Here is a 14,992-nt window from a genome sequence, read left to right as displayed (position 1 = left end):
TTTCCCTATTTAAACAAATTAGGGATTCCCCTTTCTCAATGATCGGAGAAAACTGAAGGACTTACAAGTGAAATTCTTCTGTGAGGTAACGGGAACTTTTTGTCTTCAGTACTTCTCCTAGAAGATTACGTCCCCTTTCCGTGTCCTTTAGGCTCACCACTGTTCGTAAGGAAAATACACGTAGGGCATCGGAAACAGAAAGGGTTCCGTCTGCAGAATCCTTCCTTCCTGAAAACGGAAACACATCGGGTCCACGTTGGCATTGTGCATTCCAATTCACACGAGCCACTTGGTTCACCAAGGTATCAATGAGTTTTCCAATCGTTTTTGGGTCTTCTCCAAACACACTTGCTTGTTGGCCCATATTCGAATTGATGATGTATTCCATTGGTTCTTCAATGTGTGTAAATGGGACAATCGGAACAAGTGGTCCAAATTGTTCTTCGTGATACAGACGAGCGTTAGGTGAGACTGGTGAAAGGATGGCAGGAGTCATAAAGGATTCTGTAATTTCCCCACCACCTTGGTTTAAGATCTTTGCCCCATGTTGTATTGCATCATCCAAAAGTTCTTTGAGCCATTTGGTTTTTCCTTCTTCAGGGAGTGGAGTAAAGTTAATATCTTTGTCCCAAGGCATCCCTGCTTTCCATTTGGAAAATTCTTCCAAATACAATTTGGTAAACTCATCTAAGATATCTTTGTGGACAAAAAGGATTTTGAGTGCCGTACACCTTTGTCCATTGTATGACAAGGATCCCGATACAATTTCAGGAACCATTGTTTTTAAATCGGTATCGGGAAGTATGATTGCAGGGTTTTTGGCATTGAGTCCGAGAACAGACCTTAGGCGGTTGAGTTTGGGGTGTTTTTTTGTGATGAGATTTGCGGTTTGGCTCGAACCAATAAAAGCAAACACATCAATTTTACCTGATTCCATAATGGGTGAAATGACTTTGGCTCCATCACCATAAACAGTGTTGATGACACCAGGTGGAAAGGCTTTTTGGAAACATTCGAGGAGTGGTTCTAACAGTAAAACACCATACTTTGCTGGTTTGAAAACAACCGTATTTCCCATAAGGATTGCAGGGATTAAGGTACAAAAAGTTTCGTTTAACGGGTAGTTAAATGGCCCCATACACAAAACCACTCCATAAGGGGAACGTTTGATTTGGGCAATGAGTCCACTTTCTTGTATGTATTTAGAAGAATTGGATTCCAGTTCTCGGAGTGCATCGACTGTGTCTTCTAAGTATTCGATGGTGCGATCAAATTCTTTTGTGGCATCCTTTTCTGTTTTGCCAATTTCCCACATCAGAAGTAAAATGATTTGGTTCCGTTTTTCTTTCATGAGGGAGACAAAATGGTTCACTGCCAAAATCCTTTCCTCTGGTGTGGAAGTGGGCCAAACACCTGTTCCGTGGTCGTAAGCTTTCACTGCGGCATCGAGTGCTTTTAGACTTTGTGTTTCATCGAAACTTGGGTAAGAACCGAGAACCACTTGTTCCAATTTGCCATTCCGTTTAAGAAAAATTGGAGACTTGACGATTTGTGTTTCTCCCTTCCACTCCAGAATTTCGCCACCGTGAAGGTATTTGGTTTGGTGGATGGGTGAGATGCGGTAAGCAGCGGGAATGGAATCTTCTGTCGGAAAAACAAAGCTCATGATCCATGAATCGAATGCGCGCGGGACTAAAAAAGCAACATTTTACAGAAAAGATCCGCCGATAGATAAATTATGGAACCATGGATGGCAGAGAACCAGGAAGAGTGGGAGGCTTTGACCTTACGCCTCTTTCGCCGAGTGGAAGAATTGGAATTACTGATGCAAGAAGTGCGCAGTGATTTGACAAGGTACCGCGCGGTTCGGGAAGAATGGTATCTTTGGCACAGCGCTTGGAAGGAGGAATACGCCAAACGAGCGACCGGATGAGCTGGAAAAATCGTTTTCTGTAGGACCTCTCTTGGAAAATTAGTCCTATCCCATTCGAAAAAGGAATTCCCATGGTCGAAAAATCAGTGTCTCCCTTTGGTGAGTTAGCTCCCAAAACCCCTGCCTCTCTCTCAGACATCAAGAAGAACATCTACGGACGATACCTCGAAGAATTCAATGTCGGTGATATTTACGTTCACCCTCGCCAATTCACAGTCGACAGAAGTTTTGCCCAAGAATTTGCCACTGTGTTTATGGATGCCAATCCACTTTACTTATCCAGTGAATATGCAAAGGCACACGGGTTCCAAGACCTACTTGTCCACCCACTCATGGTGTTTAACCTAGCACTTTCCATTGGTGTTCAGAATAACAGTGAAAAGGCGCTTGCAAACCTTGGTTATTACAACGCACAATTTTTAATGCCAGTGTATCCTAGTGATACCTTGTCTTCTCGCACAAAAATTTTGGCAGTGGATGACAAAGGACCTGATAAACCAGGAATCGTAAGTGTGAGAACCCTTTGCCTCAACCAAAAAAACGAAGTGGTGTTACAGTACGAACGTAAGATCATGATTTACCAGTCCAATGGAAAACCGAAAGGAAATCCAAAACCTGGTGATGCTTCTGCTTTTTTTCCTGAGTCCAAAACTCCTGCACTCAAACTTCCAAATCTCAAATTCCCAACTGAGATGAAAGATGTCACTTGGGGGCATACTTACTTTGAAAACTTCAAACCAGGTCAAATTTATGTGCACCAAAATGGTAGAACGATCACAGACGAACACTACCAATGGACCTACCGAGTAGGAAACACACACCCACTTCATTATGATAAATTGTATTCTGCAGGAATCTCAGGCCCAATGGGTGGAGAACCAGTGGTGTATGGTGGACTCGTATTTGGTTGGTTAGCTGGTATGGCATCTCGTGATATTTCCGAAAACGCAATTTGGGAACTTGGTTTCACTGAAGGATACCATACACAACCTGCATTCTCTGGAGACACTGTAACTTGTATTTCCCGAATCCTCACAACAGAAGACAAAGGAACGGAATACGGAATCCCTGCAGGAGAAGTACAAATCCAGTTTATTGGACTTAAAAACATCAAAGCAAATGATGCATTGGATAAATTTGGTGCTGATCTTTTCCTCAAAGAGAACGACAAAAAGAAATTGGGAAAAGAAAAAATCCCAGAAAAAATCTTCGAAATCGAAAGAAGATTGATCATCAAAAAACAACCATAAGGTGAAACTTTGAAAGTAACCATCCCTAATCGAATTCCTGAGATGGAGGACATTGGGGATGGTATCTTCAAAATTGTTCTGCCCCAACCTTTTTACGCACCAAATAACATCTATTTGTATGAAGGAAACGATGGACTCACCCTGATTGATTCAGGTTACATCGAATCCATTCCGATGTTACAAGCATCCCTAAAAACCAAGGGATTTTCTTTCAAAGACATCCGTCATATCATCTACACACACAACCACCTGGATCATATATCATCAGCCTTAGTTCTCAAGTCCTATGCCAAAAATGTAACCTATTATGGATACCGTGCCATGGCAGATGGAGTTGGGAATTATTTGGAATCAATGTTACTCTTTGAAGAAGCCACAGAAGATTTATTCCACAAAGCTTTTGGTGACAAAGAAGAACTCGATCGCATTTTGGCTGAATCTAGAAAAGGTTGGCGTCAGTTTTTTAGTAAGTTTGGAGAAACCAAAAAAGGGGATCCAATTTTACGCATAGATGTGGCAATTGATCATAATGACAGTTTAGAGTTAGGCGGAAAGCTATTCCGGTTTTTACACACACCAGGTCATAATTTATACCATATCACTCCCGTTGATCCAAAGGCAGGGGTATACTTTTCGGGAGACCTCATCATCGCCAATCTCACGGCAATTTATTCGGAGATGGATGGGAACTTAGGGGATTATTATTTTACCCTATCTAAGTTGTTGGAAGAACCCATTAAACGAATGTTACCTGCTCATGGGAGCGAAATCGAAGATCCCAAAAAAACAATCACTCTTGTGAAAAAAACACTCAGTATCCTAGAGAAAGGAGTGTTACGTAGGTTACGAGAAGGGGAATCCGACTTAAAAGTATTAATGGAAGCGGCGATTGGGAAAAAAGTGCATAATGGTGGTCACTTGCCAACAGCACTTGGACTTGTGTATAGCATCATCCAAAAACTGGTGTTAGAAGGGCAAATCCGTATCGAAAAAAGAGACAATGGATACGAAGTCTTTCATATTGTTTCGTAAATGTTTCCAATTGATAACATACACGAATAAAATGGGTTATCTACTTCCTCTCTAGATTCTTTTGATTTCATAGATTGTGTGTTCTGCGAAACCCAAGTTTCGGATGGAAGATGGACTTCCGATTTTACTTCGAGAGTGCCCAAACCTCTATTTGTTTTCCTTGCCATATTTTCTGATGGTTTAGTGGTTTTGAGTTAACAAAGGTATCGAGAATGCGTTGTTTCGGCCAAAGAATCGTGTCTGTAAACTCTGGTGCCAATACCACATAACAAAGAGTTATTTGATCGCATATTTCCTTATGGTTGGTTAACTTTTCTAGTGGATAGAGTTTCACCTGATCATTGATAAAAAAGGAAAGATTGTATTGGGAAAATACTATTTGTTCTATTGCTTGATTGGTTCTGTTACTTGAAACTTTACCCGCCTCAGATTGTAAGATTCCATTTGCATGTGGCAAGTCTTCGGTGACTTCTGATTGCACTTTAGGGTCATACCATTTTTGATTCGATTGTGCTTCCAGTGGGAAATTTTGGTCCATCGAGTTTTTCCAGAACAAACAAGCTAAGATCAGATAAACAATCGGAAGGGAAATTTGTTTTTTGGACTTAAGCCATAAAATCCCGCTATAAAGTAAAAAAGGAAGGAGTGAATAACTATAATAAGAATACACTTCATGGTGCCATGGCCTTGTGGAGACCACATGGGTTAGGTAAATCAAACTGATGCCAAGGAGTTCGGGGACAAGTTGTACAATGCCAAGTCCCATGCTCATCAGAAGTTCCAAATAAATTTGGATGGATTTTGAAACACCTGTTACTTGTTTGAAGGAAGAGTGATACTCTTGTCTCAAAACTTGAGACCAACCAAAAATCGAATGGGAATCATTTAGGATCGGGAAAAGGAAAAAAACAAAACCTAAAAACAAAACGGTTACGAGTAAAATTCCAAAGAGAGAGAACAATTTCCGTTGGACCGCACTTCTCACAAAGCTATCTTCACTATTGGTGTGGTAAATCTGATAAAGGGAAGTGAGAAAAACCGGGAGAAAAAACAAACAAAGGTAAAAACCAATGTCTTCTTTTTGCAAGAGGAATAAGATCAGAAATAATCCTAGCAAAAAGAATTGTTTGGTGAAATTGATTCCACCTTCTAAAACTACAGTTTTGTATTTTTCCCATTGGTAAAAAAAGAAACAACCAAAGAGAATGACTAGGATTTCGAAATGATAGCTGGAACCAATCCGATATAAATACAATTGATTGGTAAGAACCACCCAAATCACTAAAAACTTCAAATCGATAGATTGTTTGTTTTTTTGGGATACTAGATATGCCCAATATAACCATAATATCGTTGTCAGTTGGTAAGATAAAAATACACCAACAGCAAGCCCATAACGATTGGGAATCATCTTCACAAAAGCTGAAAGGAAAACCATCCCGGGCGCAAAGTGGTGGTTTAAGTAACTACCATTTACGGTTTCACTATAATAATGGCTTTCATATCCGCATCCTTTTGCGAACGAAAGTAATACATCGGAGATTCCAATGTAGTCAGCATCATGGAATAAAAATGAGTTCGCTAAAAATTGGGTGAGCTCGTAGGCATGGAAAGAACTTGTAATGAGAAAAAAGAATGCGCTCACCCCAACCAGATAAGGAAGGACTTTGGTTTGGTTTATCCAAGCCATTCCATAGTGGCTAGAACAACCTGGCTGAAACTCTTTTTTCCTTTTCCAATAATGGTATAGGAATAGAAGGATTAAAAAAAGAGATACCCCCTTTTGAAAGGGGGCATGTAAGTGTTTAGGAGAAACAAAAAGAAAGGAGGTAACTAAACTAAAAAGAAAAAATAAATAAACCACTTATCGAATGAAGTACAAGACTTTTCTTTCTCCGATTCTTTCTCTGTTGATTTCAACTCGATTACGGTAATAGTATCCTTTTTCAGGGAAAGTTTTTGAGAAAAATTCGAATAAGTCCATTTCAAATACTAACATACATTCAGCGATATCAGCTGCCCCAATTTTCATCGCTTCTTTTGTATCCACCATGATGTGTCTCGAATTGATGAAATCAGGTTGGATCTCATTTGCAATGAGTTCAAAATTAGTTTTGGTGATTGTCCCACCTACCGAAGTTTTTTTCCCACGGCTTTTTGCTTCAGAGATGATTTTTTTTGCAACACGTGTCACTTCTTTATCATCTGGTTTTTTGTCCATGGATGCACTTAAGTCAGATCTAGCGGCTGTTACTTGCTCTAGTTCCTGGAAAGAAGGAGAATCAAAGATATCCATAAGATTGCGGTAACCTGTGATGGTTTCCATATTGATGGATTTGTTATAAGATTCAAATTCAGAAGGAGTGAGGAGGTTTTTCATCGTTTGGATGAAATTTTTTAACGCATATTCAGATTCCACCATAGGCGCAGAAATTCCTGAAACCCCAATCCTTTGGCAAATGCGGATATCATTCCTTGCTTCTGGCCCACCAATTTTCACATAAAGAGGTAAAATCCCTGAAGTGATTGTTTTTAAGAGCGCAATTTCTTCCGCTCCCATATCTTCTGTTTCGGTTCCCGTTTTTACACAGACAAAAGAATAGTTTTCCTTCATCTCAAGTAGGGTATTACGTAATCCACGGATTGATGTTTCCATAAGCAGAAGATCTCCATGTATGGTATCGTCGATTCCCGAAAATAGTACAAGTCTTTTGCGCTTTTTTTCCCCCTTTCTTGACAGAAAATTCCAATTCCATAGCTTCGAACTATGGGATTATTCTCTTCTATCTTCAAGTCTTCGCCAAAACCAGAATCCAAAGAACCAGAAAAGGAAGGGGCAGCAGCCTCTGGAATTTCCTTTGGAATCATTGTTGTCCTCGTTTTTGCATTTAAATCCTCCATATTAGATGCAAATAATATCCCATCAGGATCGATGATCCCTACCTTAAAAATTGGGGACTTTTTATTTGTGAATAAAATGCGTTATTCCTTTCGCATGCCATTTACAGAAAAAGAACTCTTCCGTATTGATGACCCAAAACGAGGAGACATTGTCACCTTTATCCCACCAGCAACTGCTCTTGGACAAGAAGAGTCTCGTTCTGGAATTTTTGCCAAACGATTTGTCAAACGTGTTGTTGGGTTACCAGGTGATACCATCCGTATCACAAGAAAATTCATCGAAACAAAAGACAGAGGTAGAGTACACTTTGCACTCATTGAGTACAAAGAAAAGGGTGCTACTGAATTTAAATCCTATGAACCAAAAGAAGTTCCAATCGGAAAAGAACTTTCCGATTTAGATAATTTGGAAGCTACACAAAGAGCACTTTTTAAGGAAGTCAAACCTGGATTTGAACATTACATCTTAGAAGGATTTGAGGACGATAGAAGAGCTCATATCTTTGAGTATTGTGATTTTTTACATGGTTGTGAAATTCCAGAAGGCCAGTATATGGTGATGGGAGATAACCGTGATGATTCTCATGACTCTCGTGCTTGGGGGTTTGTGAAACGAGAAGATATTTTAGGTAAAGCTCTTATCATTTATTTTTCCATCGATTGGAAAGATGCTACATGTGAATACAAAGATGGACAAGAATTAGCAGAAAAAGGTCCTGAAGTCGCAGAACGATATGATGGTGATGCACTTGAAAGACGTTGCCATTACTCCGAAGTGTTTTCTTCACATAATGCCCGTTATTTAGGTGATGAATCTCGATTTGGTTGGATCGAAAGAACACTACGTTATCGACTTTGGAGACTAAGTGTAAGGTTTGATCGTATTGGTCGTATCCTACAGTGACAAACGAACCCCAAAAAACTCCCCCAGGTAAAAGAGATAAATCTCCTTTGGCCATGGCAGGGGCAGGTTTTGAATTTGTATCCTCGATTGTTTTTTTTGTGATCGGGGGGTATTACTTAGATGGGTATTTACAATCAGAACCACTTTGGTTACTTGTTGGATTTTTTTTGGGTTTTGCCTTTGCTTTTTATTCTCTCATCAAACGAGCCAAAGAAAATGAGTGAATCCTCTACCAATTAAATTCTTGACTAAATTAACATTGAATCAATAAAAGAGTTAGAATATGGAAACGATGGCATCAACAAACTTAATTGGAAACAGTTCCAGTTTTGAAGTGGGAATGCCTTCTTATGTACTCACAACCCTCGTTCTAGTCGTCGTCCTCTCCCCATACATACCTAGCTTTCTGTCATAATCTCCCTTTGTTTCCTCGGTCGACAGAAAGCAAAAGTCGACGGGGAAACTACTAGAGGAGTCTGTTATGTGGGAAAAAATCACAGTAAGTCAATATATCATTCAATTTTTAGAATCAAAGGGCATCCGATGGGTTTCGGGTGTTCCTGGCGGCACTATCTTGCCATTATACGAAAGTTTGGCGGAATCAAACATGAAACATGTCCTTGCAAGGCATGAGCAGGGAGCTGGATTTATCGCACAAGGGATGGCAAGAAGCACAGGCGAGGTGAGTGCCGTATTTGTTTCCTCAGGCCCAGGTGTTGCCAATCTCATCACAGCAGTTGCTGATGCTCATCGAGATTCTGTTCCCATGTTAGTGTTTTCTGGCCAAGTACCCACTCACTTAAAAGGAACCGATGCATTCCAAGAATTGGATACAGAACGTATCGTTTCCTCGATTGTAAAAAAAGTTTATTCTGTTGGAGATCCTAATTTGATCCCAAATGTTTTAGAAGAGGCTTACTTCTTTGCATCCGAAGGGAAAAAAGGTCCTGTTTGGATTGATTTACCTAAGGATATCCAAACCAAAATGATCATAAGGAATGAGGATCAATTGAATGAAAATCTTTCGAATGAAGTCGAACTTACTAAGAGTTTTTTCACAAAAAACCAAATTCCATTCGAAAACAACCATACGAGATCTTTAGATTCATTTTTAAATGAATGGAAAGAGTATTTATCAAAAGCAAAATTCCCTTTGTTTTACATTGGAGGAGGAGCCAAAAAAGAATACAAACGATTACGAGAATTAGTTCAGTTCTACCAAATCCCAGTGGTAACAACTCTTATGGGACTTGGTATCTTTGAAAAAAATGATCCTTTGTTTTTGGGTATGATGGGAATGCATGGAACTGTTGCGGCTAATGAAGCATTGGGTGTTTGTGATTTACTCATCGCCATTGGTGTTCGTTTTGATGACCGTGCGATTGGAAACAAAGAAACCTTTTGTCCTGATGCAAAGATCATTCATATTGATATTGACTCAAGTGAGATTGGGAAAATTAGAAAACCAAATTTGAGTTTTCAATCAAATATTTCAGATATTCTTGATTCTTTATTCCTAGATCCATTTGAAAATTCCAAAGCAATAGACGATGAAACCATAGAGAAGTTAAGTGGTAAACAAATTGAGGATTGGAAAAAATATCCAGAAATCCATCCTGCGAAAGAATTAATTTACTCCCTAGCCTCCTTCATTCCAAACGAAGAACATTTTGTTATAACAGATGTTGGACAACACCAGATGTGGGTAGCGCAGTATTATCCATTTCCGAATCCAAATACTTGGATCACTTCTGGTGGGCAAGGAACAATGGGCTTTGGGTTACCAACCTCCATAGGTGTATCTTTGGCGAACCCAAATAACACTGTTTATTGTTTCACTGGTGATGGATCCATAATGATGAATTTACAAGAGTTGGCGACACTCAGAGAAGAAAGTTTAAATGTAAAAATCATTTTGATGAATAATGGACATCTAGGGTTAGTGAAACAACAACAAGATTTGTTTTATGGAAATGTTTATTCTGGTTCTAAATTCCATTATCACCCCGACTTCGCTATGTTAAGTGAATCGTTTGGAATTCCTTACATGATTTGGGAAAAAGATCAAAATGATTCTGAACTAGAACTGTTCTTAAGTAATGATGGACCTGCATTTGTAGAAATCAAAATTCCATCTGATTGGGGAGTGTATCCTTTTGTGCCAGGTGGAAAGTCCAACCAAGAATACATTTTGGATTTAGTAAAAACATAATCCAGGACTCCCATAGAATTGGATTCTTTTCTATGGGAGTTACAATTGAAATTAGATGGCTTTATTCCCTCGTTCGCCACTTCGGATGCGAATCACTTCTTCTAAAGGCATCACGAAAATTTTACCATCTCCAATTTTACCTTCCGGTCCAGTTTTAGCTGCTTTTAATATCGCATCAACCGTTGGTTTTACAAATTCATCATTCACTGCAATTTCCAAACGAACTTTTCTGAGTAGATTCACTTGGTATTCGTGTCCGCGAAATACTTCTGTTTTCCCTTTTTGTTGGCCATATCCTTGCACATCACTTACTGTTAAACGATATATTTCGTTTTTAGTTAGTTCGTTTTTAACTTCTTCTAATTTGTGTGGTTGTATAATTGCTATTACTAATTTCATATAGATTACCTTATATCATATCCTTTTTCACCATGAATCTCTTGGTCGAGACCTGTGATTTCTTTATCTTCCTCGATTCTAAATCCTATTGTTTTCTCAATAACAACTGCAATGATGTATGAGACGACAAAAGAATAAAAACCTGTAGCAATCACACTGATAATTTGAGCCATCATTTGGCTTTCGAATGTCATGCCTTCTGCTAATTCTAATGCGAAAATTCCAGTTAATATGGCACCAAATGCTCCACCAGCACCATGGATACCAAATGCATCTAATGTATCATCATATTTTAGTTTACCTTTTAATAGGATCGCCAAATAACAAATAGGTGAAACGAGTAAACCCATGATTAGAGCTCCTTTGACTCCTACAAAACCAGAAGCCGGTGTAATAACAACTAGACCTGCAACAATTCCAGATGCTGCACCAAGTGCTGTCGCTTTTTTTGTATGGTACCATTCGATGAGTAACCAACTTGCACCGGCCGCTGCAGGAGCAATTAAAGTTACTAAAAAAGCACGTGCTGCAAGTCCATTAACAGCAAGGCCAGATCCAGCATTAAAACCAAACCAACCAAACCATAATAAACCAGAGCCAAGTAATGTATAAGTCATGTTATTTGGATGGGTGAGTAGACCTGCATCACCTTTTCGTTTTCCAATCACGATTGCAGCGGAAAGTCCAGCGATACCAGAAATTAAATGTACAACTGTACCACCTGCAAAATCTAAGGCATTCATTTTTAATAGCCAACCAGAATCTGCCCATACCCAATGTGCAACTGGATCATAAACTAACGTTGACCAAACGAGTATAAATACTATATATGCAGAGAGTTTGATTCTTTCTGCGATTGCACCGGAAATTAAAGCTGGCGTAATCAATGCAAACATACCTTGGAACAAAAAATGTACGTAAGTTGGAATTGTGCCTTTCGTAGAATCAATGTTAATTCCATCCAAAAATGCTAAATCAAAATTTCCTACATATGGATTCTCACCCGAAAAAGCAAAACTATAACCAAAAATTGTCCACTGTAATGTCATTACAATCATTGCAACAAAACTATGCATCATTGTGGATAAAACGTTTTTGGATCTGACAATTCCTCCGTAAAACAAAGAAAGTCCAGGGATCATAAAGAAAACCAATGCAGAAGAAATCAACATCCAAGTGGTATCGGATTTGTCGATTAGGATTGGTGTCGCTGTTTCTGCATCTGCCATAAGGAGAGAGGGCAGAAAAAAGAGAAAACAAAGGAATACAGGTCTTAAGACCAGTGGTAAATTCATAAATAACTCCAAAGTTACTAGATTCAATTTCCGAAATAAAATTCGTATTATTTGGAATGTCTGGAGTATGAAAGCGAGTAAAAATCTCATTAAGATGAACTTTTTTTAAGAAAAATCGAACAAGTAGTGAACAGGTTTGCCGGTTGGTTTGGTTTGTGATAAGTGGATGGTATTGGGAGGCGGGTCTAGTTCCTCACCCAAATAAGGGCGGGGATACTAAATTCGCGCGGTATTGGAAAAAATCCTTATAAATATTCGAAATTTTACATAAAAAGATTGAACAAAATTAAATTGTGCACAATCTAATGTCTGAGCGAGGGCAAAAAATGGCAGAAGAATTTTACAAAATTAAAGTGAAACGAGGATCCGAAGAGATCCCGATGGAACAATTTAAAGATAAAGTATTGTTAATTGTGAATACGGCAAGCCAGTGTGGCTTCACTCCTCAATACAAAGGTCTACAAGAAACGTATGATCGTTGGAAAGGAAAAGGGTTGGAGATTTTGGCATTCCCATGTAACCAATTTGGAGAACAAGAGCCTGGTTCTGATGCAGAGATCAAACTTTTTTGTGAGAAGACATTCTCAACTACATTTCCAATCTTTTCCAAACTTGAAGTGAATGGACCGAATACCGATCCTCTTTATTCCCACTTAAAGAAGAATGCTCCTGGTATTTTTGGGTCTTTGGATATTAAATGGAACTTCACAAAATTTTTAGTTGATAAAAATGGAAACGTTGTTAAACGATATGCTCCCATTACGAAACCAGAAGCAATCGAAAAGGATATTGAGAAACTTGTCCAAGGTTAAGACCTCTAAAGAAGAGGTTCTTTTGTTAAAGAATCAAATTTGTTTTTCGATGTATTCATCTATGCATCGATTGATGAAACTCTATCGTCCGCTTCTTGCGGACATAGGGCTAACTTATTCGCAATACATAGTAATGCTTGTTATGTGGGAAGAAAAAGAAATTACAGTCACTAAACTTGGAGAAAGGTTACAATTGGATTCAGGCACATTGACTCCACTTCTAAAAAGATTAGAAAAAAGTGGTCAAATAAAAAGGACAAGAAGTGTAGAAGATGAGCGGGTTGTTATTTTGACACTTACAAAAAATGGAAAACTTCTCCGTGAAAAGGCAAAATCCATTCCAGAGCAAATTTTTTGTTTATCCGGAATCGAAGAAAGCCAAGCGATCCAATTAAAAACTATTTTGGATGAGTTTGGTAAAGATTATAAATAACTCATTTTGAATGAGTTAACTGAAAATGAGTTGTAAAAGGAGAAAGTTAGGACAATTAATCCATCTACTCTCACTTCAATCCTCAAGTTTTTGGAATTAAAAACAATTACTTTGAAAATTTAATAGATTCTAAATTGAAATCGTTCTTTATCCTAATCAATATCACGGGAGACACTTGATTGTCATACGAAACGTGAACTTTTTGGAATTAAAAAATTGGAAGCATCGATTCCTGCGTTACAAACCAGCGAACGTATGATATATGGAAGCCATTGGGTGGCGGGTGGATAACCCCACCCAGTTCAATACGGGCGGGGAACTATACCTTCCAATCCCCTCCAAACCGACTTGCCCCCAAAACCCTCCCAATACAATCTGAAAGAATGGATCTAAACTCAATCAATCTCAGACGGTTCCATTTTCATTATTTTACGTATCTGTTTCTTTTATTCATTCTAAGTCTCCCACTAACAGCTAGTTTGGTGGAAGATGGGTTTCGAATTCTATTTTATCTGGGAGGTGCCATTTCCTTTTCTGTGCAAATGGCCATCTTACAATTAAGATTTTTACCACGCAAAATCCCTGCTTTATCAGAGAGTGGCTTCCCACTTTTCACTGTATTCCTCTCGTTTTTTCTAAATCTAGGCATTTTGACAACTTTCCAGGTGTTAGAGTACCCTTTTGAGGCAACTTCTGGATTTTTAATTGCCTATTTCGTCCACCTTCTTTTCCTTGTATTTGCGAGCTATTTCAGTGGAAAATAAGTCTAAATATCGGTTTTTTTTATCATTTTTATTAGTTTTTTCCCTTAGTTTTACGAATGTTTTTGCAAACGATTCGGAAGGGCACAGCTCTGATGAGGGCTTCGATTTCAGCGAAGTGATGGCGCACCACTTAGGTGACGCACCTATCTTCCCATTGAACTTTGGTGGCACAATCGTTACAGAAGGCCAACCTGGTTTTGATGCTGAAAATCATGATGTTTTCGTAAACCATGACGGTATCAAATACCACTATCTTGGTGGTATCGACCTTCACATCACAAAACGAGTGACCATGATGTGGATCGCTTGTTTTTTTATGTTCATCATCTTTATCCCGGCAGCAAACCTCATCTCTAAAAACCCGAAAAAAGTGCATAACAAATTCACATCGGGAGTAGAGGCTTTTGTAAGTTACTTAAAAGAAAATGTTGTGGATTCCTCTCTGGATCACCACGGCCATTCTTACTACCACTACATCTTCTCTTTGTTTTTCTTTATCCTATTCTGTAACTTGTTTGGTCTGATCCCATCGATTGGGGAGTTGACTGTTGCTGCTTCTGACGGACTAGTCGCACTTGGCGTTTTCGAACACACACCACATTCACTTCATACATTCGGAGAAATCTGGTCAGGGATTACTCCAACGGGTGATATCAGTGTGACTCTTTCTCTTGCATCTATCACCTTACTTACGATATACGGAACAGCATTTACTTACCAAGGGATCTCCTTCGTAGCTCATGCAGTTCCTAAGGGAGTTCCTCTCCCACTCTGGCCACTGATGTGGGTTCTAGAGTTTATTGTCACTCATATCGCACGTTCATTTGCTTTAACCATGAGGTTACTTGCCAACATGACAGCAGGACACGTTATGATCCTTGCGTTGCTTGGGTTTATCTTTATGAGTGAAAGTTGGATGATTGCACCTGTATCTGTTCTCAGTTCAGTGCTCATCTACTTTTTAGAACTTCTTGTAGCATTTCTACAAGCGTTCATTTTCTCACTGCTCACAACCGTGTTCATCGGAACTGTGATGCATAGACATTAACATTGGTTT

At 39.0% G+C, this 14,992-nt stretch carries 14 protein-coding genes; 9 read left to right on the top strand and 5 right to left on the bottom strand.

Going from position 1 to position 14,992, the window contains the following annotated elements; genetic code table 11:
* Window positions 1–61: 61 nt before the first annotated feature.
* On the bottom strand, window positions 62–1,666 hold the full coding sequence (locus ND855_RS12670; RefSeq protein ID WP_265358623.1) for an NADP-dependent glyceraldehyde-3-phosphate dehydrogenase: 1,605 nt from the start codon (window positions 1,664–1,666) through the stop codon (window positions 62–64).
* Window positions 1,667–2,004: 338 nt separating this feature from the next.
* On the opposite strand from ND855_RS12670, the gene ND855_RS12665 reads away from it, so the two are divergent.
* Both ND855_RS12665 and ND855_RS12660 read left to right on the top strand, forming a co-directional pair.
* Window positions 2,005–3,183: a MaoC family dehydratase gene (locus ND855_RS12665; protein ID WP_265358622.1), complete on the top strand. Its 1,179-nt coding sequence runs from the start codon at window positions 2,005–2,007 to the stop codon at window positions 3,181–3,183.
* 9 nt (window positions 3,184–3,192) lie between these two features.
* The gene (locus ND855_RS12660; RefSeq protein ID WP_265358621.1) at window positions 3,193–4,215 is read left to right on the top strand and encodes an MBL fold metallo-hydrolase; all 1,023 of its coding nucleotides are present in this window, start codon (window positions 3,193–3,195) and stop codon (window positions 4,213–4,215) included.
* A gap of 124 nt (window positions 4,216–4,339) precedes the next feature.
* On the opposite strand, the gene ND855_RS12655 is transcribed toward ND855_RS12660, so the two are convergent.
* A complete protein-coding gene (locus ND855_RS12655) occupies window positions 4,340–5,905 on the bottom strand; it encodes a DUF2079 domain-containing protein (RefSeq protein WP_322113540.1) in 1,566 nt (521 codons plus the stop codon).
* 174 nt (window positions 5,906–6,079) lie between these two features.
* Window positions 6,080–6,871: an aldolase gene (locus tag ND855_RS12650; RefSeq protein WP_265358619.1), complete on the bottom strand. Its 792-nt coding sequence runs from the start codon at window positions 6,869–6,871 to the stop codon at window positions 6,080–6,082.
* Between the two features lie 111 nt (window positions 6,872–6,982).
* Between ND855_RS12650 and lepB the strand changes: the two genes are divergently transcribed.
* From lepB to ilvB, 3 genes are all read left to right on the top strand, one after another.
* A complete protein-coding gene (gene lepB / locus ND855_RS12645) occupies window positions 6,983–8,020 on the top strand; it encodes a signal peptidase I (RefSeq protein WP_100718413.1) in 1,038 nt (345 codons plus the stop codon).
* Window positions 8,017–8,244: an AtpZ/AtpI family protein gene (locus ND855_RS12640; protein ID WP_265358618.1), complete on the top strand. Its 228-nt coding sequence runs from the start codon at window positions 8,017–8,019 to the stop codon at window positions 8,242–8,244. The genes lepB and ND855_RS12640 overlap by 4 nt, the downstream gene beginning before the upstream one ends.
* Before the next feature lie 257 nt (window positions 8,245–8,501).
* On the top strand, window positions 8,502–10,232 hold the full coding sequence (ilvB, locus tag ND855_RS12635; protein WP_265358617.1) for a biosynthetic-type acetolactate synthase large subunit: 1,731 nt from the start codon (window positions 8,502–8,504) through the stop codon (window positions 10,230–10,232).
* 51 nt (window positions 10,233–10,283) lie between these two features.
* Here ilvB and ND855_RS12630 read toward each other — a convergent pair whose 3' ends face one another.
* The gene (locus ND855_RS12630; protein ID WP_002975072.1) at window positions 10,284–10,631 is read right to left on the bottom strand and encodes a P-II family nitrogen regulator; all 348 of its coding nucleotides are present in this window, start codon (window positions 10,629–10,631) and stop codon (window positions 10,284–10,286) included.
* A gap of 5 nt (window positions 10,632–10,636) precedes the next feature.
* Window positions 10,637–11,860 carry an ammonium transporter gene (locus ND855_RS12625; protein WP_265359400.1) on the bottom strand — a complete coding sequence of 408 codons (1,224 nt, stop codon included), beginning with the start codon at window positions 11,858–11,860 and terminating at the stop codon, window positions 10,637–10,639.
* Window positions 11,861–12,252: 392 nt separating this feature from the next.
* On the opposite strand from ND855_RS12625, the gene ND855_RS12620 reads away from it, so the two are divergent.
* From ND855_RS12620 to atpB, 4 genes are all read left to right on the top strand, one after another.
* The gene (locus ND855_RS12620) at window positions 12,253–12,738 is read left to right on the top strand and encodes a glutathione peroxidase (protein ID WP_100718416.1); all 486 of its coding nucleotides are present in this window, start codon (window positions 12,253–12,255) and stop codon (window positions 12,736–12,738) included.
* The gene (locus tag ND855_RS12615; RefSeq protein ID WP_265358616.1) at window positions 12,725–13,171 is read left to right on the top strand and encodes a MarR family winged helix-turn-helix transcriptional regulator; all 447 of its coding nucleotides are present in this window, start codon (window positions 12,725–12,727) and stop codon (window positions 13,169–13,171) included. The genes ND855_RS12620 and ND855_RS12615 overlap by 14 nt, the downstream gene beginning before the upstream one ends.
* A gap of 383 nt (window positions 13,172–13,554) precedes the next feature.
* Window positions 13,555–13,935 carry a hypothetical protein gene (locus tag ND855_RS12610; protein ID WP_265358615.1) on the top strand — a complete coding sequence of 127 codons (381 nt, stop codon included), beginning with the start codon at window positions 13,555–13,557 and terminating at the stop codon, window positions 13,933–13,935.
* Window positions 13,904–14,983 (top strand): F0F1 ATP synthase subunit A, encoded by a 1,080-nt coding sequence (atpB, locus tag ND855_RS12605; protein ID WP_407658753.1) that lies wholly within the window; start codon window positions 13,904–13,906, stop codon window positions 14,981–14,983. Before ND855_RS12610 ends, atpB begins: the two co-directional genes overlap by 32 nt.
* Window positions 14,984–14,992 lie beyond the last annotated feature (9 nt).

Origin of the sequence: Leptospira paudalimensis, from assembly GCF_026151345.1 — a bacterium.
Taxonomy (GTDB): domain Bacteria; phylum Spirochaetota; class Leptospiria; order Leptospirales; family Leptospiraceae; genus Leptospira_A; species Leptospira_A paudalimensis.
This window is presented reverse-complemented; position numbering and strand designations above follow the sequence as displayed.

Coding starts and splice junctions, on each gene's coding strand:
- ND855_RS12670 (WP_265358623.1), bottom strand. CDS start 1,666: ATGAGCTTTGTTTTTCCGACAGAAGATTCCATTCCCGCTGCTTACCGC.
- ND855_RS12665 (WP_265358622.1), top strand. CDS start 2,005: ATGGTCGAAAAATCAGTGTCTCCCTTTGGTGAGTTAGCTCCCAAAACC.
- ND855_RS12655 (WP_322113540.1), bottom strand. CDS start 5,905: ATGGCTTGGATAAACCAAACCAAAGTCCTTCCTTATCTGGTTGGGGTG.
- ND855_RS12650 (WP_265358619.1), bottom strand. CDS start 6,871: ATGGAAACATCAATCCGTGGATTACGTAATACCCTACTTGAGATGAAG.
- lepB (WP_100718413.1), top strand. CDS start 6,983: ATGGGATTATTCTCTTCTATCTTCAAGTCTTCGCCAAAACCAGAATCC.
- ilvB (WP_265358617.1), top strand. CDS start 8,502: ATGTGGGAAAAAATCACAGTAAGTCAATATATCATTCAATTTTTAGAA.
- ND855_RS12630 (WP_002975072.1), bottom strand. CDS start 10,631: ATGAAATTAGTAATAGCAATTATACAACCACACAAATTAGAAGAAGTT.
- ND855_RS12625 (WP_265359400.1), bottom strand. CDS start 11,860: ATGGCAGATGCAGAAACAGCGACACCAATCCTAATCGACAAATCCGAT.
- ND855_RS12620 (WP_100718416.1), top strand. CDS start 12,253: ATGGCAGAAGAATTTTACAAAATTAAAGTGAAACGAGGATCCGAAGAG.
- ND855_RS12610 (WP_265358615.1), top strand. CDS start 13,555: ATGGATCTAAACTCAATCAATCTCAGACGGTTCCATTTTCATTATTTT.